This is a genomic window from Lutimaribacter marinistellae, from assembly GCF_042648365.1.
GTDB classification, from domain to species: Bacteria; Pseudomonadota; Alphaproteobacteria; order Rhodobacterales; family Rhodobacteraceae; genus Lutimaribacter_A; species Lutimaribacter_A marinistellae.
Genome location: NZ_JBHRXI010000010.1, coordinates 673,037 through 698,392 on the forward strand (window position 1 = coordinate 673,037; position 25,356 = coordinate 698,392).

Here is a 25,356-nt window from a genome sequence, read left to right on the forward strand (position 1 = left end):
ATGAGTTCCTTCATCACCTCGTTGGTGCCACCATAGATCATCTGCACCCGAGCATCGGCATAGAGACGTGCGATCGGGTATTCCATCATGAAGCCGTAGCCGCCGAACAGTTGAAGGCACTCGTGCATGACTTCATTCTGGGTCTGTGATCCCCAGTATTTCGCCATCGACGCGAAGGTCGCGTCGAGCGTGCCGTCCTCCAGCCGAGCGATGCCGTCATTGACGAAGCTGCGCAGCAATTCGGCTTTGGTCTTGCACTCGGCCAGCTTGAACCGCGTGTTCTGGAAATCCATGACGCGCTGACCGAAGGCCGTGCGTTCCTGCGTATACTTGACCGTCTGCTCGATGGCGAAGTCGATCATGCCCAGTGCACCGATGCCGATGGTCAGCCGTTCCCACGGCAGCTGCTTCATCAACTGGTAGAAACCCTGACCCTCTTCGGGGCCGATCAGGTTGGTCATCGGAACCTTCACGTCCTCGAAGAACAGCTCGGCGGTATCGTTGGCCTTCATGCCGAGCTTCTTGAGGTTGCGGCCCCGGCGGAACCCTTCGGCGCCATCGGTCTCGAGCGCGATGAGCGATACACCCTTGGCACCCAGCGATTTGTCAGTTTTGGCGACCACGATGATCAGGTCAGCCGTCTGCCCGTTCGTGATAAAGATCTTGGACCCATTGATCTTGTAATGATTGCCATCCTTCTCGGCGGTGGTGCGCACCGCCTGCAGGTCCGACCCCGTTCCCGGTTCGGTCATCGCGATGGCCCCGACCATTTCGCCCGACGCGAGTTTCGGCAGCCAGTTCTGCTTCTGCTCCTCGCTGCCATAGGCGGTGATGTAATGCGTCACGATCGACTGGATCGCATAGCCCCAACCGGCATCACCGCGGCGGGCCTGTTCGTAGAGGGCGACCGAGTCGAAGCCCATGCCTCCCCCCGAACCGCCATATTCCTCGGGGATCGACCCGCCCATGATGCCGGCGGCGCCCGCCTTTTGCCAGAAGGCGCGGTCTACCACCCCGTTCTGGATCCAGGTGTCGATATTGGGCACAAGTTCATCGTCCAGGAAGCGGCCCGCCATATCTGCGAACATCTGGTGTTCGTCGAGCTTCCACGACGCTGTCGGCGTAAAGAGAGTCATCCCTGTCTCCTTCATCTCGTTCGCGGGAAATCCTATCGCCGCTTTGTTTTTGCACCAACGCCTATGACGCCGCGTCCGACCCGTTCGAACGCAACGTCCCGGGCAGGCTCAGGCCACCTTGTGCCGCGCTCCGGGCGGCGGAGGCGTTTCGGCACCGCCCGCGAAACACTGTGCAATGGCCATCCACTCGGTCGCGACCGGCCCCTCGACCGTCAGTCCGGTGTCGGCGATGTTGCGCGTCTGTGCCACCACCTGTGCGAATTCGACTGCCGAGCCTGCGATCCGGTCCTTGCCCGGCTCTCCATAGGTCCACACCGCCCCCGAGGGCGCCGTCAGCTCCAGCAGCGGCATGGTTTCGGGCACGTCGCGACCGTTCACCTTGAACGACCAGCCAAAGGTATTGACGCCCAGAACCACGACATTCCGAATCCTGTCGCTCTCCTCTCGGTCAACGCCGAGAGAGTCGAACACCTCCTGCCCATGCGCCCATGTCTCCATCTGTCGGGCGGTAATCGACGACCTGACCGACATGTCCGGGCCGACCCATTTCACCCGCATCTTGGGGTCCAGTGCCTCCCAGTCCTGTCCCATCCGGGTGTAAAAGGCGCGCCACGCCTCGCGAAGCGCCTCGCCCCGCTCGGGGATCATGGCGTTCTCGGTGGCGCGTATCCCTTCGCGCTGAATGCCTGCAACGGTCCGGGCCAACCTGCCCTGAAGCGCGGCCTGATCCGAGCGTGACAGCTCGGCCATCTGGTTCCAGAAATGGAGATGAACCAGCACATCGTTCAGTGTCCATCCCTTGAACTGGGTCGGCCGGTCCCATGCCTCGCCGGACACATCGGCAAGAACCGCGTAGAGCGCCTCGCTCTCCTCAAGGAAATCATGTGCCTGTTCCATTGCTACTCCTCCAACGTGGCGTTCAGTCGTTCGACGGCGGCCAGGTAGTCCTGCTTGAACTCCTGCACGACCGCACCGGCCGAACTCATACGATTCATCAGGCCGACACCCTGGCCGACCCAATAGGTCGAAAGGTCTCGCGCACCCTCGTGCCCGCCGGCGGCCAGCTTCTCGATCCGGCTGAGCGCCGGTTCCGACACCAGCGTCTGGAACGGCATAGGCAGCGGGTCGGGGCCTTTGCCTTCCCACGCGTCCGTCCAGGCAGACCGCAACTGGCGCGAGGTCTTCCCGGTCCGCGACCGGGATCGCACCGTGTCGCCGGAACCCGCGGCGATCAGTTTCTGCTTGATCACTTCCGACGGTTCGGCCTCGGCCGTGGTCAACCAGACCGACCCGCACCACGCACCGGCCGCACCCATTGCCATGGCGGCCGCCATTTGCGCACCGGTAACGATACCGCCCGCCGCCAGCACCGGCGTGTCACCTGCGACCGAAACCACTTCGGGCACCAGAACCATGGTCGAAATCTCGCCGCAATGCCCGCCCGCCTCGCCGCCAGCGGCCACGAGGATGTCGACGCCTGCAGCGACCTGTCGCTCGGCATGTTTGCGCGACCCGACGAGTGCCGCAACCGGTACACCCGCCCTGCGCCCTCTTTCCAGCATGACGGCAGGCGGCGTGCCCAGCGCATTGGCGATCAGGCGAATGGGAAAGGAGAACGCAACATCCAGCATGGCCTCGGCACCTGCCGCGTCGAGGTTGCGCGAGAAATTCAGGAAGTCCGCACGGTTCTCATCCAGCCCCTCCGCAGGCACACCGTGCGCTGCAAGCGTTTCGGTGACAAAGTCCGTGTGGCTTTCGGGAAGCGCTCCGATCAGGTCCGTGCCAGACGGTGCGTTATCCTGCCGCTGGATCGAGGTCGGAACGATCAGGTCGACACCATAGGGTTTTCCGCCGCAATTGGCGTCGATCCATTCCAGTTCGGTCCGCAACTGCTCGGGTGTGTACATGACGGCGCCGAAAACACCCATCCCCCCGGCACGGCTGACGGCGGCCACCACATCCCGGCAATGGCTGAAGGCAAACAATGGGAACTCGATCCCCAACTGGGCGCAAAGATCTGATTTCATGCTGCGTCCTCCTCGATCTCAATCATCGCGTCCCCTGAGGCGATCTGCGCGCCTGCGGCGGTGTGAACCGCGCGAACCGTACCGGTGATGGGCGCGGTTATGCGATGTTGCATCTTCATCGCTTCGAGCACCGCAAGGGTGTCGCCCTTGGTCACTTGGTCCCCCGGCCCTGCACGCATCTCGAGAACCAGACCAGGCATCGGTGCAGAGATCATACCGCCCGCATCACCCATCGCGTCGGACCTACCTGCGCGAAGCCGTCTCATGGCGATCCGGTCGGCCCCGGATGCCAGAAACACGTCGTGCCCCCGCACAAGTGCGTTGATCTCTTCGCGCTGGCCATCGATGGAAACTCGGAACTGTCCACCGCAATGCTGAAGGGCCAGCGAGAACGTCTTGTCGCCAACACGAATCTGCCACCCCTCCGGCTTTGCCGTTGCACGCAACTCGTACCGCTCCTCTCCAAGGGCCAGTGTCAGGACCGACGGCAATTGCGGCGCGCTGCACCACCCCAGCTGATCGGGCGCGACGTACCCCGAACGCGACAGGGCAGCCTGGCGATCGGCTTGCAGGATCAATGCCCCGGCCAAGGCAACGTGGCGCGGCGCGATGTCGACCGCAGGCACGCCATCGGGCCACGTGTTGTCCAAAAGATCCGTCCGCGCCTCGCCCGCGGCGAATACGTCAAGCGCGAGGACATCGCGCAGGAACCGCGCGTTCGTCACGCATCCCAGCAGGACAGTGCGTTCGACCGCCTTGATAAGACGGGCGCGGGCGATCTCACGCGCCGGACCATGGGCGATGATCTTTGCCAGCATCGGATCGTAAAAAGGGGAAATCTCCTGGCCCTCGCGAATCCCCGCATCGACCCGGATGCCCTCTCCTTCGGCCGCGCGCCACAGGTGCACCGGCCCGGTGGCGGGCAGGTAGCCGTTGGCCGGATCCTCGGCATAAAGCCGGACCTCGATGGCATGACCGGTGAGCGCGACGTCTTCCTGCGTGACCGGCAGGGGCTCGCCCTGCGCGACGGCGATCTGCATCGCGACCAGGTCCAGCCCGGTCACCATTTCGGTGACGGGATGCTCAACCTGCAAGCGGGTGTTCATTTCCAGAAAGTAGAATTCGCCGCTATCATCGAGCAGGAACTCGACCGTCCCCGCACCGCGATAATCGACGGCGCGCGCGGCCTCGATCGCGGCCTTGCCCATGCGATCACGCAACTCGGGCGTCATGACCGGGCACGGCGCCTCTTCGACAACCTTCTGATGCCGGCGCTGGACAGAGCAGTCGCGTTCCCCGAGGTGGATGACGGACCCGTGCGCATCAGCGAAAACCTGCACCTCGACATGGCGCGGCGCGATGACAGCGCGTTCGAGGATCAGCTCGTCAGAGCCGAAAGCGTTCGCCGCCTCCGAGCGCGCCAGCGCCAGCGCATCCGCAAGGTCCTCCTGCCGTTGGACAAGACGCATACCGCGCCCACCGCCACCCGCCGCGGCCTTGACCATCAGGGGAAGGCCAATCTCGGCAGCGGCTGCGGTCAATACCGCATCAGACTGGTCGGCCCCCTCGTATCCCGGCACGCAGGGCACGCCTGCGGCGATCATCAGGCGTTTCGCTTCGGCCTTGTTGCCCATGGCGCGGATCGCCTCGGGACGCGGACCGATAAAGGTCAGACCTGCGGCCTCGACGGCTTCGGCAAACGCGGCGTTTTCGGACAGGAATCCGTACCCGGGATGGATCGCGCCCGCGCCAGTTGCGCGCGCCGCTTCAAGGATCTTGCAGGCATCGAGATAGCTGCTGCCAACCGGCCCGTCGCCGATTTCGACGGCTTCGTCAGCCAGCTCGACATGCGGAGATGTAGCGTCGGCGACGGTGTGAACGGCGACGGCGCGCAGGCCGATGGCCTGAGCCGAACGGATGATGCGAGCGGCGATCTCGCCTCTGTTTGCGATCAGTATTGTATCGAAAGACATGGTCACTCCTCCGCCCAAGCGGGTTTGCGTTTGTCAATAAAGGCCTGCACGCCTTCGCGCGCCTCGCTTCCCAGCATGGCATCCGCGAAACTGCTGGCCGCGGCCTGCCTTTGATCCTCACGGTTTTGAAAGGGCAGCCCGGCCATCTGCCGCTTGACGGCGGCAACCGCGCCGGGCGCGTTGCGGCACGCTTGCGCGCGGATCGCGGCAATGGCTGCATCGATCTCCTCAGGGGGCACGACCTGATCGACCATGTTCTCCGCCAGCGGCGATGTTGCGTCGAACAGCTCACCCGTCAGCATCAAACGTCGGCCAAGCCGCCAACCCAGCCTGCTGACAACGAATGGCGCGATCTGCGCGGGCGTCAGGCCAACGCGCACTTCGCTGAGGCCAAAGCGGGCATTGTCGGCTGCGATCACGTAATCGCCACAACAGGCGAGACCGAAGCCACCCGCCATCGCCGCCCCTTCGACCACCATCACGGTGAATTGCGGCAGGGCGGCCACCGCGTCAAAGAAATCGGCGGCCTGCAGACTCAATGCGACCACGTCTTCATGGGTCGCTCCACCCCCAAGCGCCTTACGAAACGCCTTGAGATCGCCGCCGGCGCAAAAGACCCCGCCCCTGCCGCGAAACGTCACGCCACGCATGTCGCTTGTCCGCAGAACGGCGCACAGGTCGATCAGCTCCGCCACGCGGTCTTGGGTCAGCGGGTTGCGCGCTTCGGGCTGGTTGAACCAGACTGTCAACCAAAGGCCGTCCTGTTCGAATTCGAGATGTTTCGCCTGTGGCAGCATCAGAACCTCGCAACGCCATAGGATGCGGGCCGCACGTTCCGGGCGCGGCCTTCAAGGCAGGTCTCGAGGCAGAAGCCGAGGATCCGCCGGGTGTCGCGCGGATCGATGACACCATGGTCGAGACACCGACCAGACGTGTAGAACGCCCCCGACTGCCTGTCGAAATGAGCCGTGATCATCGCGCGCTGCTTTGCAAGCTTTGCCTCGTCGACCTCGGCGCCTTGCCGTGCGGCACCGGCGCGGGCGACCATTTCCATCGTGCCGGCGGCCTGTTCCCCGCCCATCACGCCTGTCACCGCATTGGGCCACGCGAACAGGAAATCGGGCTCATAGGCATAGCCGCTCATCCCATAATTCCCGGCACCGAAACTTGCACCGATGTAGAGCGTGATCTTGGGCACATCGACCGAGGTGACCGCCTGGATCATCTTGGCCCCATGCTTGATCATGCCTGCCTGCTCGTACTGCGTTCCGACCATGTAACCGGTCGTATTGCTCAGGAATATCAGCGGCGTATTCGCCTGGCCGCAAAGCTGAATGAACTGCGCGGCCTTGGTGGCCCCGGCCGGGTCGATCGGACCGTTATTGCCGATGATCCCCACCGCGATACCATTGATCGCCGCCTGCAGGCAGACAGTCGAGACACCGTATCGCGGTTTGAAATCCTCGAAACGAGATCCGTCGACGATCCGCGCCGCCACTTCGCGCATGTCATAGGGAATGCGCGTATCCTTCGGCACAACTCCCGCGATCTCTTCCGGGTCCAGCACGGGCGGTTCGAAAGACCGCGGCCGGGATACGGGAAGCGATTTGTTCCAGTCCAGGCCCTCGACCACGTCGCGCGCGATCTCGACCCCATGGGCATCGTCCTCGGCCAGATATTCGACCAGGCCGCTGATCTCGGCATGCATCTCGGAGCCGCCCAACTCGCGGTCGTTGGCCTTTTCGCCGGTCGCGGCATGCACCAGCGCGGCCCCTGCAAGCGCAGCCATGCCGTTCTTTTTCACACCTACAACATAGTCGGCCAACCCGGGCATATAGGCCCCGCCCGCGGTCGAGGGGCCATGCAGTACGGCAAGGTTGGGAACCCCTGCCGCCGACAGGCGCGCCAGGTTGCGGAACAGCTTGCCGCCATTAGCCCAGAACTCGACACGATACCCCATCAAGTTCGCGCCCGCGCTTTCCACGAGGTGCACGAAAGGCAGCTTTTGCCGCAGCGCGATCTCTTGCGCGTTGAGGAACGCTGCGCCTGTCATCTCGACCATCGCGCCAGCCTTGATGCCGCTGTCATCCACCACGACCATGCAGCGCGTGCCCGAGATAAAGCCGATCCCCACGATCAACGAGGCGCCGGGCACCGATGTTTCGGGGTCGTCGGTATCGACCATGTAGCCGGCCAACGAATGCAGTTGCAGGAACGGCATCCCGGGGTCGAGCAGCCGGGCGAGGCGTTCACGCGGAGTGATCTGGCCCCGCTCCTCCATCCGTGCACGACGTTTCTCGCTCAACTCGATGGGCCGCGCCTCGAGCGTGCGCAGGTCATTGACCAGCGCCAACATCTCGGCGCGGTTCGTGGCAAAGCTGTCGCTGTTGGGATCGATCTGGCTTGCAAACCGCATTTACCCCTCCTTTCCGATATCTTCGATCAAGGCCTGCGGCACCCGGACCGGCAGCGCCAACAATTCCTGTGCATATCCCTTGCCCTGCGCATCGTTGCGCAGCGAGGCGACGCCGCCGCCTCCAAGGGTGCGTTCCATGAGGATGTTCATCGACGACGTGCCGGGCAGGAAATACCGGTGCACCTCTCCCCGGCACCTGTCTTCGAACCGCGCCTTCACCGTTTGCGGGTCCAGCGCGCGCCAGATGTAGGGCAGGAACCTTGCGTCGCGTGCGATCACCCCGATATTCGCGCTGTCGCCCTTGTCGCCGGATCGCGCCCAGGCAATGTCTTCGAGATCGCAGGTCACCTCTGGTTCTTGCGCCTCGACGGTGGGCGGTGCGGGGCGCTCGCACTCTCCTGCAGTGGCTATCGGCCCGTCGCTTCCGCGGTAGGCGACTTCTTCGCCTTCGAGCGAGACGCGAACAGGCACCTCCCCTCTCGCCACAAGAAAGGAAAACAACGCCACCACCGGCGACGGTTTCGCGCGGCCACCCCCGGTGAAGAAGTGCAGCCCCGGCGGCGTCGCCAAGGCACCCCCGATCAATTCCTTGAGGAACAACCCGACCGCGCGCGGATCGTCATGCTTGACGGCGGCCTTGAACGCGATTTCCTCATACGCGCCTTCGCCCGGTCGCCCGCCAAAGGTCTCGAAAGAGACCTCGCGATAATCAGGCGCACCCATCGCTTCGAGCTTGGCGCGCGCCCGGTCAAGCCCCGCTTGGGCGAACGCGCGGGCCTTTTCGGCGGCGTTGCGCCCGTTGAACTGCAGCGTCGTTCCCGCCCGGTATCCGTCGGCCCACGTGGCCGAAACCTTAAGCGAACCGGTCGGCGGCCGCCCTCTGGCACCGCGCACCATGACCCGGTCCGGTCCCTGCTGCTCCAGAGTGACATGGCTGAAATCACAGGCGACATCCGGCAACAGGTAGGCTTGCGGATCACCGATTTCGTATAGCATCTGCTCACCGACCGACGCGGGATTGACGACACCCGTCGTGCCTTCGGGTTTCGTCAGGACAAACCCGCCATCTTCCCCGATCTCGGCCACCGGATAACCGATGCGGGCGATGTCACCGGCCTGCTGCCAATCGGTGAAATTCCCGCCGGTCGATTGCGGGCCACATTCCAGCAGATGCCCCGCCAGCGAGCCTGCGGCAAGACGATCGAAATCGGCCATGTCCCAGCCGAACCGCTGGATGCAGGCGGCCAGAGCCAGCGCGCTGTCGACGCAACGCCCGGTGATCACGATGTCGGCCCCGGCATCCAGCGCCGCAACGATCGGCCCCGCACCTAGATAGGCGTTGATCGAGGCGATCTTGTCGCCCGCGGGCATTGGCGCACCCGAGAACATTTCACGTCGGTCGGAAAAATCACCGGCGCGGGCAAGCAGATCGTCACCCTCGACGACCGCAACCTTGAGCGCGAGTCCCTCTTGCGCGATCCGTGCGCGCAACGCCTCGGCACAGGCGGCAGGGTTTACGCCACCCGCGTTCGACAAAACTCGAACGCCCGAAGTTGCGATCTGATGCAGGTTTGGACCCATCGCATCAGTGACGAAGTCGGTCGCATAGCCGGCCGAAGGGTCCTTCATCCGGGCGCGTGCCATGATCGACATGGTGATTTCGGCCAGGTAGTCATAGACAAGGACATCGACCCCGGCCGCCAGCAATTGTGCCGTGGCGTGCGGCGCCTCCCCCCAGAACCCGGCAGCTCCTCCGATTCGCAAGACAGTCACGCGACGTCCTTTCAATAATTCTTCATCGGCCATTTACAGACCGCCCGTTCTGTTTGTAGATTTGACTGGACCCGCCGGTCAATCGCAAACACCGAGTTCGACGCCACGGAACAAATGACCAAGGAAAAGCCCGCCACACAGGAAGAGCGCGCGAAGCAGACCAAGAAAAAGGTCATACGCGCGACCATTGCGTGCCTCGACAAACAAGGCTACGCGGAAACCACTTTCGCGCGCATCCAGGATCGCGCTGGCGTTTCGCGCGGGGCCATCACGCACCACTTCCCCAACCGGCAAGCGCTTGTCGCGGCGACTGCCATGGAACTGCTGTCCAACGCACTTGGACCTGTCGAACGCCGCGCGGACAGCACGCCGGACGCGGCCGAACCGGTCGCCGAGTTGATCAAGCATGTATGGGACAGGGTGGTGAACTCCTCGGGCGGGCGCGCGATGGTGGAAATTCTCGTCGCGTGCCGGACCGACAAGGAATTGCACAGACTGCTCCAGGATCAGTTGCATGACTGGGACCGGCAAAGTCGGGAATCGGTCAACACCGCCTATCGGGGAAGCGAGCCGGACGCGGACGACGCAGAGCTTTTGTGGAGTATCATCCGCAACTTTCTGCGCGGCCTGATCCTTCACGACAAGTTCGTTGCAGACCCCGCCTACCTGACGCGGATGGTCGAACGTTTCGCACGTATCATGGAAACCCAGCTGATCATGCTCAGCGACCCAAACGAGGATCCGGAATGACCTGCCCTTCGCCCTTCATGACACCCGAGCGCGAAGCGTTCCGCACCAACCTCAATCGGTTTTTCGACAGCGAAGTGAAACCGAACCTGGAAAAATGGGAAGCGGACCGCGCCGTGCCTTGGGAAATGCACGAACGCGTCGCCGACCTCGGCGTGTTCGGTTTCGGCATACCCGAGGAATATGGCGGGCTGGGGTTCGACGACGCGTTCATGCGCGCCGATTATGGCGAAGCGGCATTCGGCTGCGGCGCGTCCGGCTTTGCCGCAGCGGTGGGTGGCCGTTCCATTTCGATCGGCCCGATTTCCCGGCTGGCACCCGAGAATTTCAAGCGGACCGTCCTTCCCGAGATCATCGCGGGTCGGATGGGTTCGGCACTTGCAATCACCGAACCCGGCGGTGGCTCTGACGTCTCGAACATGGCCACGCGTGCAGAACGCAAAGGCAAAGGCTGGGTCCTCAACGGGGCCAAGGCCTACATCACCGGCGGCATGGAAGCGCAGTGGTTCGTGGTCGGCGCGCGGACCGGCGGAGCGGGATTGGCGGGCATCTCCCTGTTTCTCGTCGAGGCGGACAGCCCAGGCTTCACCCGAACGCCTCTTGGCAACAAGCAGGGCTGGCATTGCTCGGAACAGGCGATGCTGCATTTCGACGATTGCCAATTGCCCGACACCGCGCTGATCGGTCCCGAGAACAAGGGCTTTCTCGCGATCATGAACAATTTCAACTACGAACGGCTGTCGATGATCGCGGGAAGCCTCGGCATGATGAAGCTCTGCTATACGTCCGCGCTGGACTGGGCACGCGAGCGACGCACCTTCGGCCAGCGATTGATCGAACACCAGGTCATCGCGCACAAGTTCGCCGAGATCTCGGCCCGCATCGACATGATCGAGGCCTATCTCGAACGGATCTGCTGGGCGATCAACCAGGGCGCCATGCCCGCGGCCGAGATCGCCAAGGCCAAGGTACAGGCCACCAAGGCACTGGAATTCACCGCCTCCGAAGGCATGCAGATCTTCGGCGGGGCCAGTTACCTCGTCGGCAATCCCGTCGAACGAGTCTGGCGCGAGGTCAAGGTGATGGCAATCGGTGGCGGATCCGAAGAGATCATGCGCGATCTGGCCGTACGGCAAATGGGGTTGGCGGGCCAGTGACGTTGGTTTGGCGGCCTCAGAACTCCGAGTTTCGATAGGCACCGGGCGTCAGTCCGGTCCAGCCGCGAAAGGCTCTTACGAATGCGCTGGCTTCGCTGAACCCCAAGCGCGCGGCGATCTGCTCCACGCTGTCGCCGGTCGTCGTCAACAAGCGCACGGCCATTTCGCGGCGCACCTGCGTTCGGATGTCCGGGTACCCGACCCCTTCGCGCCTCAACCGCCGCCGCAACGTATGCTGCGCAAAACCAAGCGTTGCGGCCACCTCTGCCATTGTCGGCAGTCGCCCCTCGGCGGCCAGAGCCGTTTCCACGGCAAGGGACGTATCCAGCGCAAGACCCGATACCGCGTCCACCGGCAGAAACGCGTCGAGCGGCGTGCGCCGTGCATAGGCGATCGCCTCGGCCTCGGTCCGGTGTACGGGCAGCTTCAATTGCGACGAGGCAAAGGCCAGCCCGCTTGTCGGCGCGCCAAACTGCAGCGGAACGCGGCCGAACATCCGGCGATATGCGGGCGCATGGACCGGCGGCGGAAAATCGAACCACGCCGCGGAATAGCTGCGCCGGTTTCCCCCAAGCCAGATCATCATGTGCCCGACGAGCACCAGCACCATGTCGACGGCGGTATGGTTCAGCACTTCCCGCCTTGGAATGCGCGTCATCTCGAACACCGTCTCGTCGCCCATGTCACGCAGCGTGAAGTGAAAGGAATTGTCCATCAGGTCACTGAATTGCGCCAGCCTCTGCCAGGCCGCACCAAGCGTTCCGGCCATCGCGACATGGGCCGCCATGATCGCATGGGTTCCGATGCGTTGCCGGCGATGTTGCAACCCCGCCAGCTCGTCATCCAGTGCCAATGTCACAACGCGAACCAGCCGCACGAAATCTGCCGTGTCAAGATCGGTGACAGGTACCGCAAGGCCGGCCCGGGCCAACAGATCGTCGGCGGCAAAGCCATGCCTTGCCGCGCCTTCCAGCAGGTTCGCAACGGTTTGCGCGGGTATCAACGCGGTCATCACTTGTCACTTTATGTCAATTTTCCTGTCGCGCCAGATCATTGTGGAATCATCCGCACCGCCTAGTCTTTCGCCAACGCTGATGAGGAGGACATCATGGCCACCGCCGCCTATATTTTCGATGCCGTCAGAACCCCGCGCTCGCGCGGGAAAAAGGACGGAACGCTTCACGAAGTCAAACCAGTGGAACTTGCCGCCGGGCTGTTGCGCGAATTGCAGGCGCGCCACGACCTCGACACCGCACGCGTTGGCGACGTGGTCCTGGGCTGCACCGCACCCGTGGGCGACCAGGGTGCCTGTGTCGCCAAGGCCGCCGTGCAGGCCGCGCATTGGGACGAGGCCGTGCCGGGTGTGCAGCTCGATAGGTTCTGTGCCTCGGGGCTCGAGGCCGTGAACATGGCCGCCGCCAAGGTCGGATCGGACCAGGAGGAACTGGTCGTCGCAGGCGGCGTGGAATCGATGAGCCGCGTCCCGATGATGAGCCAGGGCGGCGCGATGTTCACCGACCCCGCTTTCGTGATCGACCAGACATCGGCCCCGCAGGGCATCGGCGCCGACCTGATCGCCACGATCGACGGCTACAGCCGCGAGGATGTCGACGCCTTTGCCGTCGAAAGTCAGCGCCGCGCGGCCCATGCCCGCGACAACGGATGGTTCGACCGCTCGGTCGTGCCGGTCAAGGATGAGAACGGGCTGACCGTGCTGGAACGGGACGATTACATCAAGCCCGGCACCGACATGCAGAAACTGGGTGCGCTCAACGCCTCCTTCGCACAGATGGGCGGGTTCGGTTTCGACGACATGGCGCTCGCCAAGTATCCGCAGGTGACGCGCATCAACCACGTGCACACGCCCGGCAACTCCTCCGGCATCGTCGATGGCGCCTCGGCGGTGATGGTCGGATCGGAAAAGGCGGGTAAGGATCTCGGGCTTGAACCACGCGCCCGGATCGTCTCGGCCACCGTCATCTCGACCGACCCGGTCATCATGCTGGCCGGGCCGGGACCCGCGGCCAAAAAGTGCCTCGAAAAGGCAGGGCTGACCGTCGATGACGTCGATATCTGGGAAATCAACGAGGCCTTCGCCTCGGTCGCCCTGCGTTACATGAAAGACCTCGGCATCGACCCCGAGATTACCAACGTGAACGGTGGCGCCATCGCGATGGGCCACCCCCTCGGGGCGACGGGCGGCATGCTCGTATCCACTGTTCTGGACGAGTTGGAGCGCCGCAACGCCAAACGCGCGATGATCTCGCTTTGCGTAGGCGGCGGCATGGGCATCTCGACCCTGATCGAGCGCGTGTAAGGAGGCAGACAATGGGCGAATTCCGCTACGAAAAAGACGCCGACGGCATCGTGACCGTCACCATGGACATGGACGGCCCGGTCAACGCGATGAACGCGCAGTTCTGGCCTCTGTTTGCCGAAACGATGGACCGGCTCGAATCCGAGGATGGGCTGAAAGGCGTGATCTGGACCTCGGCAAAGGACACGTTCTTTGCCGGTGGTGACCTCAACATGCTCAAGAGCATCGATGCCGACGGGGTTCAGGGCCTGTTCGACTCGGTCGAGGCGACCAAGGCCGTCATGCGCCGGATGGAGCGTCAGCAGGTGCCGCATGTGGCGGCCATCAACGGTGCCGCGCTTGGCGGCGGGTACGAGATTTGCCTCGCCTGCAATCACCGCATCGCCGCCGACAATCCCAAGACCAAGATCGGTCTGCCCGAAGTGACGCTGGGCCTGCTGCCCGGCGGCGGCGGCGTGGTCCGGCTCACCTACCTTCTGGGTCTCGAAGGTGCGATGCCTTACCTGCTCGAGGGCAAACAGGTCAGCCCGCAACAGGCGGTCAAGGCCGGACTGATCCACGAGGTCGTGCCCGCCGACGCACTGCTGGCACGCTGCCGCGACTACATTCACGAGGTTGCCGGCGACCCGGCCGCGACAACGCAGCCCTGGGACACCAAGGGGTACAAGATCCCCGGCGGCCCGTCGATGTCACCCAAGAACATGCAGCGTATCGCTGGTGCCGCCGCGATGCTTTACAAGAAGACACGCGGCCTGATGCCTGCCCCGGCCAAGATCCTCGACATCATGACCGAGACTGCGGGCAAGCTCGATTTCGACACCGCCCTGCGCTACGAGACGCGCCGCTTCGTGTCGCTTACGCCGATGGCGACGACGAAGAACATGATCGAAACGCTCTTCTTCGGCATGAACAAGGTGAACGGCGGCGCCAGCCGGCCCAAGGGCGTCCCGCCCTCAAAGATCGAAAAGCTGGGCATCCTGGGCGCCGGGATGATGGGACAGGGCATTGCCTATTCGGCCGCGATGGCCGGATTGCCAGTCGTTCTGAAAGACACGACGGTCGAGGCTGCCGAACGCGGCAAGGCCTATACCGCCGGGTTGCTGGAAAAACGCGTCAAGCGCGGGCGCATGACCGAAGAAGCCGCAGGCAAGGTTCTCGACCTCATAACCGCGACAGACAAGCTCGACGACCTCAAGGGGTGCGACCTGATCATCGAGGCCGTGTTCGAACAGATCGACGTCAAGGACAAGGTGCTTGCCGAACACGAGGCGCTGCTGGCCGAGGGCGGCATCTGGGGCTCGAACACTTCGACCCTGCCGATCACGCGACTGGCGACCGGCTCGGCAAAGCCCGAAAACTTCGTCGGCCTGCATTTCTTCTCGCCCGTCGACAAGATGCCCCTGCTCGAGATCATCGCCGGGGAAAAGACCTCGGATGAAACGCTGGCGCGCGCCTTCGATTTCGCCCGCCAGATCCGCAAGACGCCGATCATCGTCGGTGACAGCACCGGTTTCTACACATCGCGTACCATCGGGACCAAGATTATCGAAGCGGTGGAGCTGGTGGCCGAGGGGCATGACCCGGTGCGCGTCGACAACCTGTCGCGCCTGACGGGGATGCCCACGGGGATGCTCTCTCTGCTCGATGAGGTTCAGATCAAGCTGGTCGTCGACATCTACAACACCCAGGTCGAAATGGGCCTTCTGGACCCCGAGAAAGAACAGAACCCTGCCGGTCGCGAAATGCTGGCTGAACTGCGCGGGCAGCATGGCCGTCACGGGCGCGCAACGGGCAAGGGGTTCTATGACTACACCCCCCAGGGCAAGACGATCTGGCCCGGTCTCGGCGCATGGCGCAAACCCGAGGCCCGGATTTCGGACGAGGACATCAAGGACCGCATCCTTTTCAGGGCCGTTCTGGAAAGCCTGCGCTGTCTCGAAGAGGGCGTGCTGAGATCCGCGGCTGACGGGAATGTCGGCTCTATCCTCGGGATCGGCGCGCCGGTCCATACCGGCGGCTATATCCAGTTCGTCAACACGTATGGCCTGGATCGGTTCGTCGCCCGATGCGAGGACCTGGCAGAGCGTTACGGCGAGCGCTTTGCCCCGCCTGCCATTCTGCGTGAGCATGCCGCGCAGAACCGGGTTTTTGCCTGACCGGATTGCCGGGGGCGGTTATCCGCCTCCGGGCTGATCCCCTGACGGCAGCGCGGCATTAAGAATGATCTGCGCTGCCGCCTTGGCGTCCTTCGCTGCCTCGGCCCCGTTGAGCAGCACCGCCGCGGCAATCGCGCCTTCCTTCAGCAACAACAATTGACGGGCCAGCAGGACCGGTTCCACTGCCCCTGCCGATTGCGCCAATCGTGTAAAATGATCGGCCAGCAGGCGCTTGTGCTCGGATGCCTGGGCGTGGATCGGGTGGCCTTTTTCCTGGAACTCTGCGCCGGCCTTGACGAACATGCAGCCGCGAAATCCTTCAAGCCCGAACCATTCGCCCAGCGCATCGAAACAGGCCAATAGCTGGCCAGCAGGTGTTTCCGCCAACTCCTCCATCCGGCGATACAGCCAGTTGCGGAAATTCTCGTCCCTCAGCCTGAGAACGGCAAGGATCAGGTCTTCCTTGGTGCGAAAGTGCTTGTACATCGAGGTTTTCGAAACCCCGGTCTCGGCCACCAGCCGATCCATCCCCGTCGCATGGAAACCTTCGCGATAATACACGTCGAGGGCCTTTCGGACCAGTTCATCCCGCTTGTTTGTACGCATTGCTCTCTGCCTTCGTGACAGATCGGTACATAACATCACACTCAAACACCGCAAGTCTGCAGGCAAAGTCAGGCCCCTGCTGTCACCTATTGGTGATTATTCTGCCTGATGTCACCAATTCGTGAGTTGATAAGGTTTACTGATCAGTACATATATCGACTCAATACTTACCGATCAGTACACCAAGGAGATTGAGATGCGCCGTCGACCAAACCCACCGCTTTTGCCCGACCATTTTCTTCCCATGCTGTTGAGCGTTCTGCTCCTGCTTTCCACGATCGTCTGAAAGGCACAGACATGACACGACAGCCCGTCCCACCCTTCACGCTAGACACCGCCCGGCAAAAGGTCCGCGCCGCCGAGGATGCGTGGAACAGCCGCGACCCCGACCGCGTCGTTGGCGCCTATACCGGCGACAGCCAGTGGCGGAACCGGGCAGAGTTTCCTGCCGGTCAGAGCCAGATCCACGACTTCCTCAGCCGTAAATGGCGCCACGAGCACGACTACCGCCTTATCAAGGAACTCTGGGCGCACGACGGCAACCGGATCGCTGTTCGCTATGCCTATGAATGGCGCAACGACAGCGGCCAGTGGATGCGCTCCTACGGCAACGAGAATTGGGAATATGCCACGGACGGGCGCATGGCGCAGCGGCATGCGTCGATCAACGACCGCCCCATAACCGAGGCCGAGCGCCTGTTTCACTGGCCTCTTGGCCCCCGCCCCGCCGACCACCCCGGACTGTCCGACCTCGGATTGTAGGAGACCCGACATGCCCCGCGCATTTTCCAAACTCGCCTTTACACCTGCCGTGCGCTCACACCAGACGCGCATGGGCTCTGCCGCCACATATGAAAAGTTCATCTCTGGCGGCCCGGAACAGGGCCACGAAATCGGCCCGACGGAACTGGCCTTTATCGAAGAGCGCGATGGTTTCTATCAGGCCAGCGTATCGGAAACGGGGTGGCCCTATGTCCAGTACCGGGGCGGATCGGCCGGTTTCCTGCGGGTACTCGACGCCCGCACCATCGCTTATGACGATTTCTCCGGCAACCGGCAGTACATCTCGCGCGGCAACCTGGATGGGAATGACCGCGTCGCCCTGATCCTGATGGATTATGCAAACCGCCGTCGGCTCAAGATCCTCGGGCGCGTTCAGTTCACCGAAGGTGCACCGGGTGACGCGACCGCACAGGCACCCGTCGAACGCTCTGTCACGATCCATGTCGAGGCGCTCGACTGGAACTGCCCGCAACACATCACGCCTCGGTTCACCGCTGCCGAGCTTGCCCCGCAGCTTCATGAATTTGGCAAACAGATCGGTACACTCGAGACCGAGAACAAGCGCCTTCGCCAAGAACTGGCAAAGGCCCGCGAGGCGGCCGCGCCCTATGCGCGGGGCAACCGCCCGCTTCTTTGACGCGAAACAGGATTTTTCAGATGACCCAACAGCTTTTCAACACCGCCGCCGCCGTCATTGCCGCTGCCGTTCTGGCCGCCATCGCGCTGGCCATCGGCTTTGCCGCTGCCCCGACCGCTGTCCGCGCGGGTCCGGCCACGACATCGTCGCAAGTCGAAACACTGGCGCGCCTGGTCGAGGAACGGGCTTATTGAGACCGGGCCGACACCCCGCAGGTTGGGACGTTGCGGGGCCGACAGGGCGCAGCCGGGTTACGTCGCGGCTGCGCCCTCGACATCACCGCTTGTCCGCAGCGATCATCGCCTCGATCCCGGCAGCGCAATATTCCACCAGCAACTCGACCTGTGCCGCATCCGCGCCGGGACTCAGCGCCTGAACCCGCCACCCGGTATTGAGAAAGGCGAGCATGGCGGCGACCGAATAGACCTGCCCGGTTGCCAATAGCTGCGCATCGGCGTCGGGATAGAGCGCGGCGATCTCGGCGATGAATCTCTGTGCGGTGGGGTCGAAACACTCGGCCGCGATCTCGCGCCACCGCACATCGGCAGACACATGCGCCACCAGCCGGCCATAGGCCAACCAGTGCGCCCCGCCTTCCTGCGCCAGCGTGACATAAGGTCGGATGAAACAATCCAGGACCCCGCGCAACGAAGGCCGCCCCTGCGCCTTCAACGCTTCCAGCCCTTCGATCCGGATGCGGGCAAGCTCATCCGCGCGACGGGCGACAGTCTTGTGAAACAGCTCCTCCTTACCGCCGCCATGGTGATGGACAAGGCCCACCTGTACACCCGCCATTGCCGCGATATCCCGAATCGACGCCCCTTCGAATCCCCGCTCGGCAAAGACCATCTCGGCCGCGTCCAATATCCGGGCCCGTGTCTCCAGCGACCGTGCCGACGGGGCCCGTTTCCGTTGCTTTTCCATGGCTTCTCCGAGTTCGACGAATCCATCTTGCCTTATTTTGAACATTCGTTCAATCTAAGCGCCGAACAGGGAGGTTACATGACGGAAACGCGCAACGCATTTGCCCTGATCGGGGCAGGTCCGATGGGGCTTGCCGCGGCAAAGGTGCTCAAGGAACAAGGCATCCCCTTCGAGGGGTTCGAACTGCATTCCGATGTTGGCGGCCTGTGGGACATCGATGCGCCACGTTCCACGATGTACGAATCCGCGCATCTCATCTCGTCCAAGAAGATGACGGAATTCGCCGATTTCCCGATGCGGGACGACGTGGCCGAATACCCATCGCACCGCGAGATGCGGCAGTACTTCCGGGATTTCGCGGATCATTTCGGCCTGCGCGACCATTATCGTTTCGGCACCGAGGTCACCCGACTGGACCCCCTCGGCGGCAGTGGCGATGGATGGCGGGTCACATGGCGCGACGACGATGGCGAGCATAGCGGCGAATATGCCGGTGTGTTGATCGCCAACGGCACCCTTTCAGAGCCGAACATGCCCAGTTTCGAAGGCACGTTCGACGGCGAACTTATCCATGCCTGCCAATACCGCGATCCACGGCAGTTCGACGGCAAGCGAGTGCTGGTCGTAGGTGCCGGAAATTCGGGCTGCGATATCGCGGTGGACGCGATCCACCATGCCGAGTGCTGCGATCTGTCCATGCGGCGGGGCTATTACTTCGTGCCGAAATACGTCTTCGGAAAACCCGCCGACACGATGGGCGGCGCCATCCGCCTGCCGATGTGGCTGAAACGCCGTGTCGACAGCCTGATCCTCGGCTGGTTCGTCGGCGACCCGCAGAAATACGGGTTCCCCAAACCCGACTACCAGCTTTACGAAAGCCATCCGGTCGTGAACTCGCTGGTTCTCTACCACGCAGGTCACGGCGATATAAGGATCCGGCCGGATATCGCACGGTTCGACGGCAAGACCGTCCATTTCAAGGATGGTTCCTCGGCCGAATATGACCTCGTGCTGACCGCCACGGGCTACAAGCTGCACTATCCGTTCATCGACCCCGCCCTTCTCAACTGGCAGGGCGATGCACCGCATCTCTACCTCAACGCGATGCACCCCCAGCGCGACGACCTGTTCGTGCTGGGAATGGTAGAGGCGACGGGCCTTGGCTGGCAGGGCCGGCACGAACAGGCCGAAATGGTCGCCCGCTATATCAAGGGCCTGCAACAAGGCGATCCGGCCGCCGAAACGCTCAAGGCGGAAAAGGCCAAGGAGTTCGAACGCGCCACTGGCGGCATGAACTACCTGAAGCTCGCGCGGATGGCCTATTACGTCGACAAGGCGACCTATCGCAAGGCGGTGACAGGCTGGATCAGACGGCTCAAGGGCGCGGCGGCATGAGCGGCATCGACGAGATCACGCTCAACTTCTCGCCCGGGTCGCTGACCCTTCTCAACGCGATCCTCGCGGTGGTCATGTTCTCGATTGCCATCGACCTGCTGCCCGAGGATTTCCGCCGCCTGCGCCGCGCACCGAAACCTCTGATCGTTGGGCTGGTGTCGCAATTCGTTCTACTGCCTGTTCTGACCTTCGGCCTGGTCCTTTTGACGACGCCGCGCCCGTCGATTGCCCTGGGTCTTATCCTTGTTGCGGCCTGCCCGGGCGGCAACATCTCGAACTTCATCACGCATCGCGCGGGGGGAAATGCCGCGCTGTCCGTGTCCATGACCGCCTTTGCAACGGTCGGCGCGATCCTGATGACCCCGTTCAACATCGCGCTTTGGGGCGGTCTGTACGAACCGACCCGCGCCATCCTTCAACGGACCGAGATCGACCCCGTCCAGATCGCGATAACCGTGGGCCTCATGCTGATCTTGCCGCTGATCCTTGGCGTGACGCTCAACCACCACCGTCCTGACCTGACGAAACGCCTGCGCCGACCCCTGCAATGGGTCTCGATGGCGATCTTCATCGCCTTCATCGTGCTCGCACTTGTCGCGAACTGGGGCTTCTTCCTGGGCTATGCGGGTATGGTGGCCGGGCTGGTCGTCCTGCACAACGCGCTGGCCCTGGGCGGCGGCTGGACCATCGCCAGCCTTGCACGTCTTTCCCCCTTCAACCGCCGCGCCATCACGATCGAAACGGGTATCCAGAATTCGGGCCTCGGCCTCGTGCTGATCTTCGCCTTTTTCGGGGGCCTCGGCGGCATGGCCGTCGTTGCGGCCTTCTGGGGCATCTGGCACGCGATATCGGGCCTCGCCCTTGCCTCCCTCATGTCCCGGACGGAGGCCGCGCGATGACCCGGATCCTGATCACCGGGGCCGCGGGGATGGTTGGGCGCGCCCTGCTCGACGAACTTCAGCAGGGGGTCATAGCCACCGACCTTGCCCGCCCCGACACCCTGCCCGAGGGCGTGCGGTTCGAACGTATGGACGTGACGACCGACGATCCCGGCCGCGTTATCGCCGAAACCCGGCCCGATGTGATCGTGCACCTCGCCTCAATCGTGACCCCGCCCAAGGGAACGGGCCGCGACTTTGCCCATGCCGTCGATGTCGAAGGCACGCGCAAGGTGATCGACGCCGCGATCGCCTGCGGCGTGCGCCGTCTTGTGGTTACCTCTTCCGGCGCGGCCTACGGGTATCACGCCGACAATCCCGTTCCGTTGTTCGAGACTGACACACTGCGCGGCAATCCCGAGTTTCCCTATTCCGACCACAAGCGGAAGGTCGAGGAGATGCTGGCAAAGGCCAGACACGACCACCCCGCGCTGGAACAGGTCGTGCTGCGCGTGGGAACCGTGCTGGGCGCAGGCAGCGAGAACCAGATCACCGCGCTTTTTCACAAACCGCGCCTGCTGGCCGTGCAAGGAAGCGAAAGCCCCTTCGTCTTCATCTGGACCCGTGACCTTGCCCGCATCCTCGCACGTGCCGCGACGGATGGACCGCCGGGTGTCTACAATGTCGCGGGCGATGGCGCGATGGGCGTCACCGACCTTGCCCGTGCACTCGGCAAACCGGTTCTGCGTCTGCCGGCCTGGGTGCTGAAAACCGCTCTCGGCATCGCGCGGCCGCTGGGCCTGTCGCGCTATGGCCCCGAGCAGGTGCGCTTTCTGCAATACCGCCCGGTCCTTGCGAATGACGCGCTGAAATCGGAATTCGGCTATACCCCCGAGAAAACCAGTTTCGAGACCTTCGACTTCTGGAGAAAGCAGGCAGGATTATGAAAACAGCCGTGATTTCCGGCGGCGCCGGAGGGCTGGGACGCGCCCTGTCGACCGCATTGCAGGCCCGCGACTGGCGCGTGGTGCTGATCGATCTCGATATCTCGGGCCTTGAGCAGAGCGAGACGCAGATCGCCATGGCATGCGACCTCACCCGGCCCGACGCCCTGCGCGCAACGGCTGACCAGATCATGGAACGTTGCGACAGTATCGATATGGTCATCTACAATGCAGGCATCACCCATATCGGCGGTTTTGACCACAGCGATGACGACAGCCATCGCAAGGTCTTTGAGATCAATTATTTCGCCGCTGTCGCCATGGCCCGCGCCTTCCTGCCCGCCATACGCCAGGCACAGGGAACACACTTGGCGATCTCCTCGGTGGCCGGGTTCACGCCGCTGTTCCACCGGACGGCCTATGCCGCGTCGAAACATGCGCTCGAGGGGTTCTTCAAATCGCTCCGGTCCGAGGAACGGCCTCATGGCGTACGCGTTCATATCGCCGCGCCCTCCTTCGTGGCGACCAATATCGGCAATGACCAGCGCCAAGCCGATGGCACCGCGCGGCCCGGTTCGGCGACCGACGGGGTGGATTACATGACGCCCAAGGATGCCGTGGACGAGATCCTGCGCGGCGTCGACCGAAACCGTTCGATGATTCCGGTGGGCCGCATCGCCCGCGCGGCATGGTGGGTCAACCGTTTGTCACCCGACCTCTACCAGCGCCTGATGGAACGCAAGATCGACGGCCACTAGACCCATTTCGCCAACGGCGGCAGGCTCATCAGGACGGCATTGGCATCATGCCCCGTGGCAAGGCCGAACTTCGTGCCCCGGTCATAGACAAGGTTGTATTCCGCGTAGAGCCCGCGATGGATCAACTGCGTGTCCTTGTCGGCGTCCGAAAACCCCTGCCCGCGGCGCCGTTCCACCAAAGTCACGAAGGCAGGCAGGAACGCCCGCCCGATATCCTGCGTCAGCGCGAAATCGGCCTCCCACTCCCCGGTGCAGTAATCATCCATGAAGATACCGCCAACTCCACGCGCGCGCTTGCGGTGCGGGATATAGAAATATTCGTCCGCCCATTCTTTGAGCCGCGGGTAATGCGCTGCGCCATGTGGGTCCAGATGCGCCTTTTGCGTGTCGTGGAAATGCGCCGTGTCCTCGTCATACTCGATGCAGGGGTTCAGGTCCGAACCGCCACCGAACCACCATGCATGGGGCGTCCAGAACATGCGCGTGTTCATGTGCACCGCCGGGACATGCGGGTTGCGCATATGCGCGACCAAACTGATCCCGCTCGCCCAGAATCTCGGATCATCGGCCATTCCGGGGATACCCTTGCGCGCCGCCATCGCCGCCTGCGCCTGCTCGCCCAAAGAACCATAGACGGTCGAGACGTTCACGCCGACCTTTTCAAAGACGCGGCCACCACGCATCACCGACATCAATCCGCCACCGGCATCGCCGCCATCGGGCGCATCGCGCCGCGTCTCGGTTACATCGAACCGGCCCGGCGGCAGTTCCGCGAAGGGCCCGGTGGCATGGCTGTCCTCCAGCGCCTCGAATGCGGCAACGATCTCGTCACGAAGTTGCCGAAACCAGGCCGACGCTCTTGCTTTCTCGGCCGCCAGCGTATCGCTCATTCTACTCTTCCTTCGATCAATGGGCCGGGGCCGCGACCGGATCGAGCAGCGTGCGCCCGCCATCCAGCGTCAGGATCTGCCCGGTCATGAAGCCCGCCGCGTCCGAGGCAAGAAATTGCGCCGTATCGGCCAGCTCGCCCGGCGCCGCGATCCGGGCCAGTGGAGTGTGGTTTTCGATATCCTCGCGATAATCGCGGTTGTCGCGCAGGGTCGATCGCAGCGATGCGCTCATCACCGACCCGAACGCGATGGAATTGACGCGGATGCGGCTCGGCGCCAGCGCCACCGCCAGCGACCGTGTCATCTGGTCCAGCGCGGCAGAGGAAACGGAATAGGCCATCAGGTCCGGGTGGGTCCGGCGCGCCGCGATAGAGGACAGGTTGATGATCGACCCCGCCGGCGACTCGCTTTCGGGGTCACGCTGCTTGATCATGCGTTTCGCTACCGCCTGGCTCAGCCGCAGCGCAGGCATCAGGTTCTGGTTGAGAAGCGATACGACGGAATCGTCATTGGCGTCCAGCGGGTCCGAGATCATCACCTGCCGCGCGCCGTTCACGAGGATATCGACCTGGTCGAACGCGTCGATCGTGGCGGATAGCAGGTTGGCCACCGTCAGCTTCTCGCGCAGGTCGCCCGCGAAATAGCGCACGTTGCCCTCTTCGGCCTGCTTGCCCAGCTCTTCGACAAGGCGCGCCTCGTCCATATCGGCAAACATCACGTTCGCGCCGACCTCAAGGAACCGGCGCCCGATGGCAAGGCCGATCCCGTTTGCAGCACCGGTCACGATGGCGGTCTTTCCGGCGATGGAAAAGGACATGACGTTCCTCCAGGTTCTGGGGCAGGTTAACGGGGATCAGCGGCGGGGGCGAGAGGGTCTTGCCGCGTGCAAGATCTTGAAGCGATTGTCGCCACCGACTTCCTCTACCCTGGCAAACAGCGATTGCAACTCAGCCTCGTAGGGCAGATGCCTGTTCGCAACCATCCAAAGCGCCCCGCCCGGGGCAAGACTGCGCGCGGCGGTCTGGATGAAACCCTGACCGATGCCCGGATCCGCAGCACGGCCCGCATGAAAGGGCGGGTTCATCACGACCGTGTTGGCCGGTTCATCCGACCGCCACGTGCAGGCATCGGCCCAATGGAATCGCGCCCGCGTGTCGGCCACGTTCAGCCGGGCACAGTCCAGCGCGACATGGTCGGCCTCGACCAGATCGACCCTCTCGACACCGGGTTTGCCCAGTATCTGCGCCGAAAGGTACCCCCACCCGGCCCCCAGATCGACGACATGGCGGCCCAGCCTGTCCGGCAACGCCTCCGACAACAGGGCCGAGGCCGGGTCAATTCCGTCGGCCGAGAACACGCCCGGCGCAAGGTGGAAGCCGGCGATCTCGAACGTTTCGGGCGCGATCCAGTCGGCAAAACTCTCCGCATCTGCCCGAAACCAGAAGATCTTGCCATGCGCCTTGGATATCGGCCCTTCGACCGGCACGCGCTTGCGGATGTCCTTGAGCAGGCTGTCGATACCGTCGGTCTTGGCCCCGTCGACAACAACCGTGCCGCCCCCGCGCGCCGCGCGTGCCACCAGGTCGCGGGCCCGCGCCTTTGCGCGCGGCAGGAACAGGACGACATCGCCCTGCGCCACCGCCATCTTGGGCGAACACTCCAGTCCCAGTGCGGCGAAGTGGTCGTGATGCGGCTTGAATGGCTGGACCACGCGAACCGGCCCGGTCAGCCCCGACAAGTCATGCTCGGGGGTCGGCAGCAAAACACTCACCGCACCGGGCAGGTCCAGCCCGGCATCGAGCGCAAGGGAAAGGCGTAGGGACATGTTCGGAACGACCG

Annotated in this window: 24 protein-coding genes; 11 read left to right on the forward strand and 13 right to left on the reverse strand. The window is 63.5% G+C overall.

The window, feature by feature from the left end; all coding sequences use genetic code 11:
- The 7 genes from ACFORG_RS11925 to ACFORG_RS11955 form a co-directional block, all read right to left on the reverse strand.
- A partial coding sequence (locus ACFORG_RS11925) for an acyl-CoA dehydrogenase family protein (protein WP_386735731.1) occupies positions 1 to 1,136 on the reverse strand: 1,136 nt, incomplete at its 3' end.
- A 108-nt stretch (positions 1,137 to 1,244) separates the two neighbouring features.
- Positions 1,245 to 2,033: a TIGR03084 family metal-binding protein gene (locus tag ACFORG_RS11930; RefSeq protein WP_386735732.1), complete on the reverse strand. Its 789-nt coding sequence runs from the start codon at positions 2,031 to 2,033 to the stop codon at positions 1,245 to 1,247.
- Between the two features lie 2 nt (positions 2,034 to 2,035).
- Positions 2,036 to 3,163: an NAD(P)H-dependent flavin oxidoreductase gene (locus ACFORG_RS11935; RefSeq protein ID WP_386735733.1), complete on the reverse strand. Its 1,128-nt coding sequence runs from the start codon at positions 3,161 to 3,163 to the stop codon at positions 2,036 to 2,038.
- Complete coding sequence (locus tag ACFORG_RS11940) at positions 3,160 to 5,136, reverse strand: acetyl/propionyl/methylcrotonyl-CoA carboxylase subunit alpha (protein ID WP_386735734.1); 1,977 nt, start codon at positions 5,134 to 5,136, stop codon at positions 3,160 to 3,162. The genes ACFORG_RS11935 and ACFORG_RS11940 overlap by 4 nt, the downstream gene beginning before the upstream one ends.
- 2 nt (positions 5,137 to 5,138) lie before the next feature.
- Positions 5,139 to 5,933 (reverse strand): enoyl-CoA hydratase-related protein, encoded by a 795-nt coding sequence (locus ACFORG_RS11945; protein WP_386735735.1) that lies wholly within the window; start codon positions 5,931 to 5,933, stop codon positions 5,139 to 5,141.
- Entirely contained in the window at positions 5,933 to 7,552 is a 1,620-nt protein-coding gene (locus tag ACFORG_RS11950; protein ID WP_386735736.1) for an acyl-CoA carboxylase subunit beta, read from the reverse strand. The genes ACFORG_RS11945 and ACFORG_RS11950 overlap by 1 nt, the downstream gene beginning before the upstream one ends.
- A complete protein-coding gene (locus ACFORG_RS11955) occupies positions 7,553 to 9,325 on the reverse strand; it encodes an acyclic terpene utilization AtuA family protein (protein WP_386735737.1) in 1,773 nt (590 codons plus the stop codon).
- Positions 9,326 to 9,439: 114 nt separating this feature from the next.
- Between ACFORG_RS11955 and ACFORG_RS11960 the strand changes: the two genes are divergently transcribed.
- Both ACFORG_RS11960 and ACFORG_RS11965 read left to right on the forward strand, forming a co-directional pair.
- Positions 9,440 to 10,075: a TetR/AcrR family transcriptional regulator gene (locus tag ACFORG_RS11960; RefSeq protein WP_386735738.1), complete on the forward strand. Its 636-nt coding sequence runs from the start codon at positions 9,440 to 9,442 to the stop codon at positions 10,073 to 10,075.
- The gene (locus ACFORG_RS11965; RefSeq protein ID WP_386735739.1) at positions 10,072 to 11,229 is read left to right on the forward strand and encodes an acyl-CoA dehydrogenase family protein; all 1,158 of its coding nucleotides are present in this window, start codon (positions 10,072 to 10,074) and stop codon (positions 11,227 to 11,229) included. The genes ACFORG_RS11960 and ACFORG_RS11965 overlap by 4 nt, the downstream gene beginning before the upstream one ends.
- A gap of 16 nt (positions 11,230 to 11,245) precedes the next feature.
- Here ACFORG_RS11965 and ACFORG_RS11970 read toward each other — a convergent pair whose 3' ends face one another.
- Positions 11,246 to 12,241, reverse strand: coding sequence for an AraC family transcriptional regulator (locus ACFORG_RS11970; protein WP_386735740.1), 996 nt, complete (start codon positions 12,239 to 12,241; stop codon positions 11,246 to 11,248).
- Positions 12,242 to 12,337: 96 nt separating this feature from the next.
- Between ACFORG_RS11970 and ACFORG_RS11975 the strand changes: the two genes are divergently transcribed.
- Both ACFORG_RS11975 and ACFORG_RS11980 read left to right on the forward strand, forming a co-directional pair.
- Positions 12,338 to 13,546 (forward strand): acetyl-CoA C-acetyltransferase, encoded by a 1,209-nt coding sequence (locus ACFORG_RS11975; protein WP_386735741.1) that lies wholly within the window; start codon positions 12,338 to 12,340, stop codon positions 13,544 to 13,546.
- A gap of 11 nt (positions 13,547 to 13,557) precedes the next feature.
- Positions 13,558 to 15,702, forward strand: coding sequence for a 3-hydroxyacyl-CoA dehydrogenase NAD-binding domain-containing protein (locus tag ACFORG_RS11980; RefSeq protein WP_386735742.1), 2,145 nt, complete (start codon positions 13,558 to 13,560; stop codon positions 15,700 to 15,702).
- Between the two features lie 18 nt (positions 15,703 to 15,720).
- On the opposite strand, the gene ACFORG_RS11985 is transcribed toward ACFORG_RS11980, so the two are convergent.
- Positions 15,721 to 16,308, reverse strand: coding sequence for a TetR/AcrR family transcriptional regulator (locus ACFORG_RS11985; protein WP_386735743.1), 588 nt, complete (start codon positions 16,306 to 16,308; stop codon positions 15,721 to 15,723).
- Between the two features lie 297 nt (positions 16,309 to 16,605).
- Between ACFORG_RS11985 and ACFORG_RS11990 the strand changes: the two genes are divergently transcribed.
- The 3 genes from ACFORG_RS11990 to ACFORG_RS12000 are packed head-to-tail and all read left to right on the forward strand — an operon-like array spanning position 16,606 to position 17,922.
- The gene (locus ACFORG_RS11990) at positions 16,606 to 17,070 is read left to right on the forward strand and encodes a nuclear transport factor 2 family protein (RefSeq protein ID WP_386735744.1); all 465 of its coding nucleotides are present in this window, start codon (positions 16,606 to 16,608) and stop codon (positions 17,068 to 17,070) included.
- A 10-nt stretch (positions 17,071 to 17,080) separates the two neighbouring features.
- Positions 17,081 to 17,728 (forward strand): pyridoxamine 5'-phosphate oxidase family protein, encoded by a 648-nt coding sequence (locus ACFORG_RS11995; protein WP_386735745.1) that lies wholly within the window; start codon positions 17,081 to 17,083, stop codon positions 17,726 to 17,728.
- Between the two features lie 20 nt (positions 17,729 to 17,748).
- Complete coding sequence (locus tag ACFORG_RS12000) at positions 17,749 to 17,922, forward strand: hypothetical protein (RefSeq protein ID WP_386735746.1); 174 nt, start codon at positions 17,749 to 17,751, stop codon at positions 17,920 to 17,922.
- Positions 17,923 to 18,004: 82 nt separating this feature from the next.
- Here ACFORG_RS12000 and ACFORG_RS12005 read toward each other — a convergent pair whose 3' ends face one another.
- Positions 18,005 to 18,652, reverse strand: coding sequence for a TetR/AcrR family transcriptional regulator (locus tag ACFORG_RS12005; protein ID WP_386735747.1), 648 nt, complete (start codon positions 18,650 to 18,652; stop codon positions 18,005 to 18,007).
- Between the two features lie 78 nt (positions 18,653 to 18,730).
- Between ACFORG_RS12005 and ACFORG_RS12010 the strand changes: the two genes are divergently transcribed.
- The 4 genes from ACFORG_RS12010 to ACFORG_RS12025 are packed head-to-tail and all read left to right on the forward strand — an operon-like array spanning position 18,731 to position 22,627.
- Entirely contained in the window at positions 18,731 to 20,047 is a 1,317-nt protein-coding gene (locus ACFORG_RS12010; RefSeq protein ID WP_386735748.1) for a flavin-containing monooxygenase, read from the forward strand.
- Positions 20,044 to 20,946 (forward strand): bile acid:sodium symporter family protein, encoded by a 903-nt coding sequence (locus ACFORG_RS12015; protein WP_386735749.1) that lies wholly within the window; start codon positions 20,044 to 20,046, stop codon positions 20,944 to 20,946. Before ACFORG_RS12010 ends, ACFORG_RS12015 begins: the two co-directional genes overlap by 4 nt.
- Positions 20,943 to 21,872 (forward strand): SDR family oxidoreductase, encoded by a 930-nt coding sequence (locus ACFORG_RS12020; RefSeq protein WP_386735750.1) that lies wholly within the window; start codon positions 20,943 to 20,945, stop codon positions 21,870 to 21,872. The genes ACFORG_RS12015 and ACFORG_RS12020 overlap by 4 nt, the downstream gene beginning before the upstream one ends.
- A complete protein-coding gene (locus ACFORG_RS12025; RefSeq protein ID WP_386735751.1) occupies positions 21,869 to 22,627 on the forward strand; it encodes an SDR family NAD(P)-dependent oxidoreductase in 759 nt (252 codons plus the stop codon). The genes ACFORG_RS12020 and ACFORG_RS12025 overlap by 4 nt, the downstream gene beginning before the upstream one ends.
- Here the strand turns inward: ACFORG_RS12025 and hemF are convergent.
- From hemF to ACFORG_RS12040, 3 genes are read right to left on the reverse strand one after another with little or no spacing between them, the layout of a single operon-like run.
- On the reverse strand, positions 22,624 to 23,517 hold the full coding sequence (gene hemF, locus ACFORG_RS12030) for an oxygen-dependent coproporphyrinogen oxidase (protein WP_386735752.1): 894 nt from the start codon (positions 23,515 to 23,517) through the stop codon (positions 22,624 to 22,626). The two genes, ACFORG_RS12025 and hemF, sit on opposite strands and share 4 nt — an antisense overlap.
- Before the next feature lie 16 nt (positions 23,518 to 23,533).
- Positions 23,534 to 24,334, reverse strand: coding sequence for an SDR family NAD(P)-dependent oxidoreductase (locus ACFORG_RS12035; protein WP_386735753.1), 801 nt, complete (start codon positions 24,332 to 24,334; stop codon positions 23,534 to 23,536).
- Positions 24,335 to 24,370: 36 nt separating this feature from the next.
- Entirely contained in the window at positions 24,371 to 25,342 is a 972-nt protein-coding gene (locus tag ACFORG_RS12040; protein ID WP_386735754.1) for a class I SAM-dependent methyltransferase, read from the reverse strand.
- Between the last annotated feature and the right edge of the window lie 14 nt (positions 25,343 to 25,356).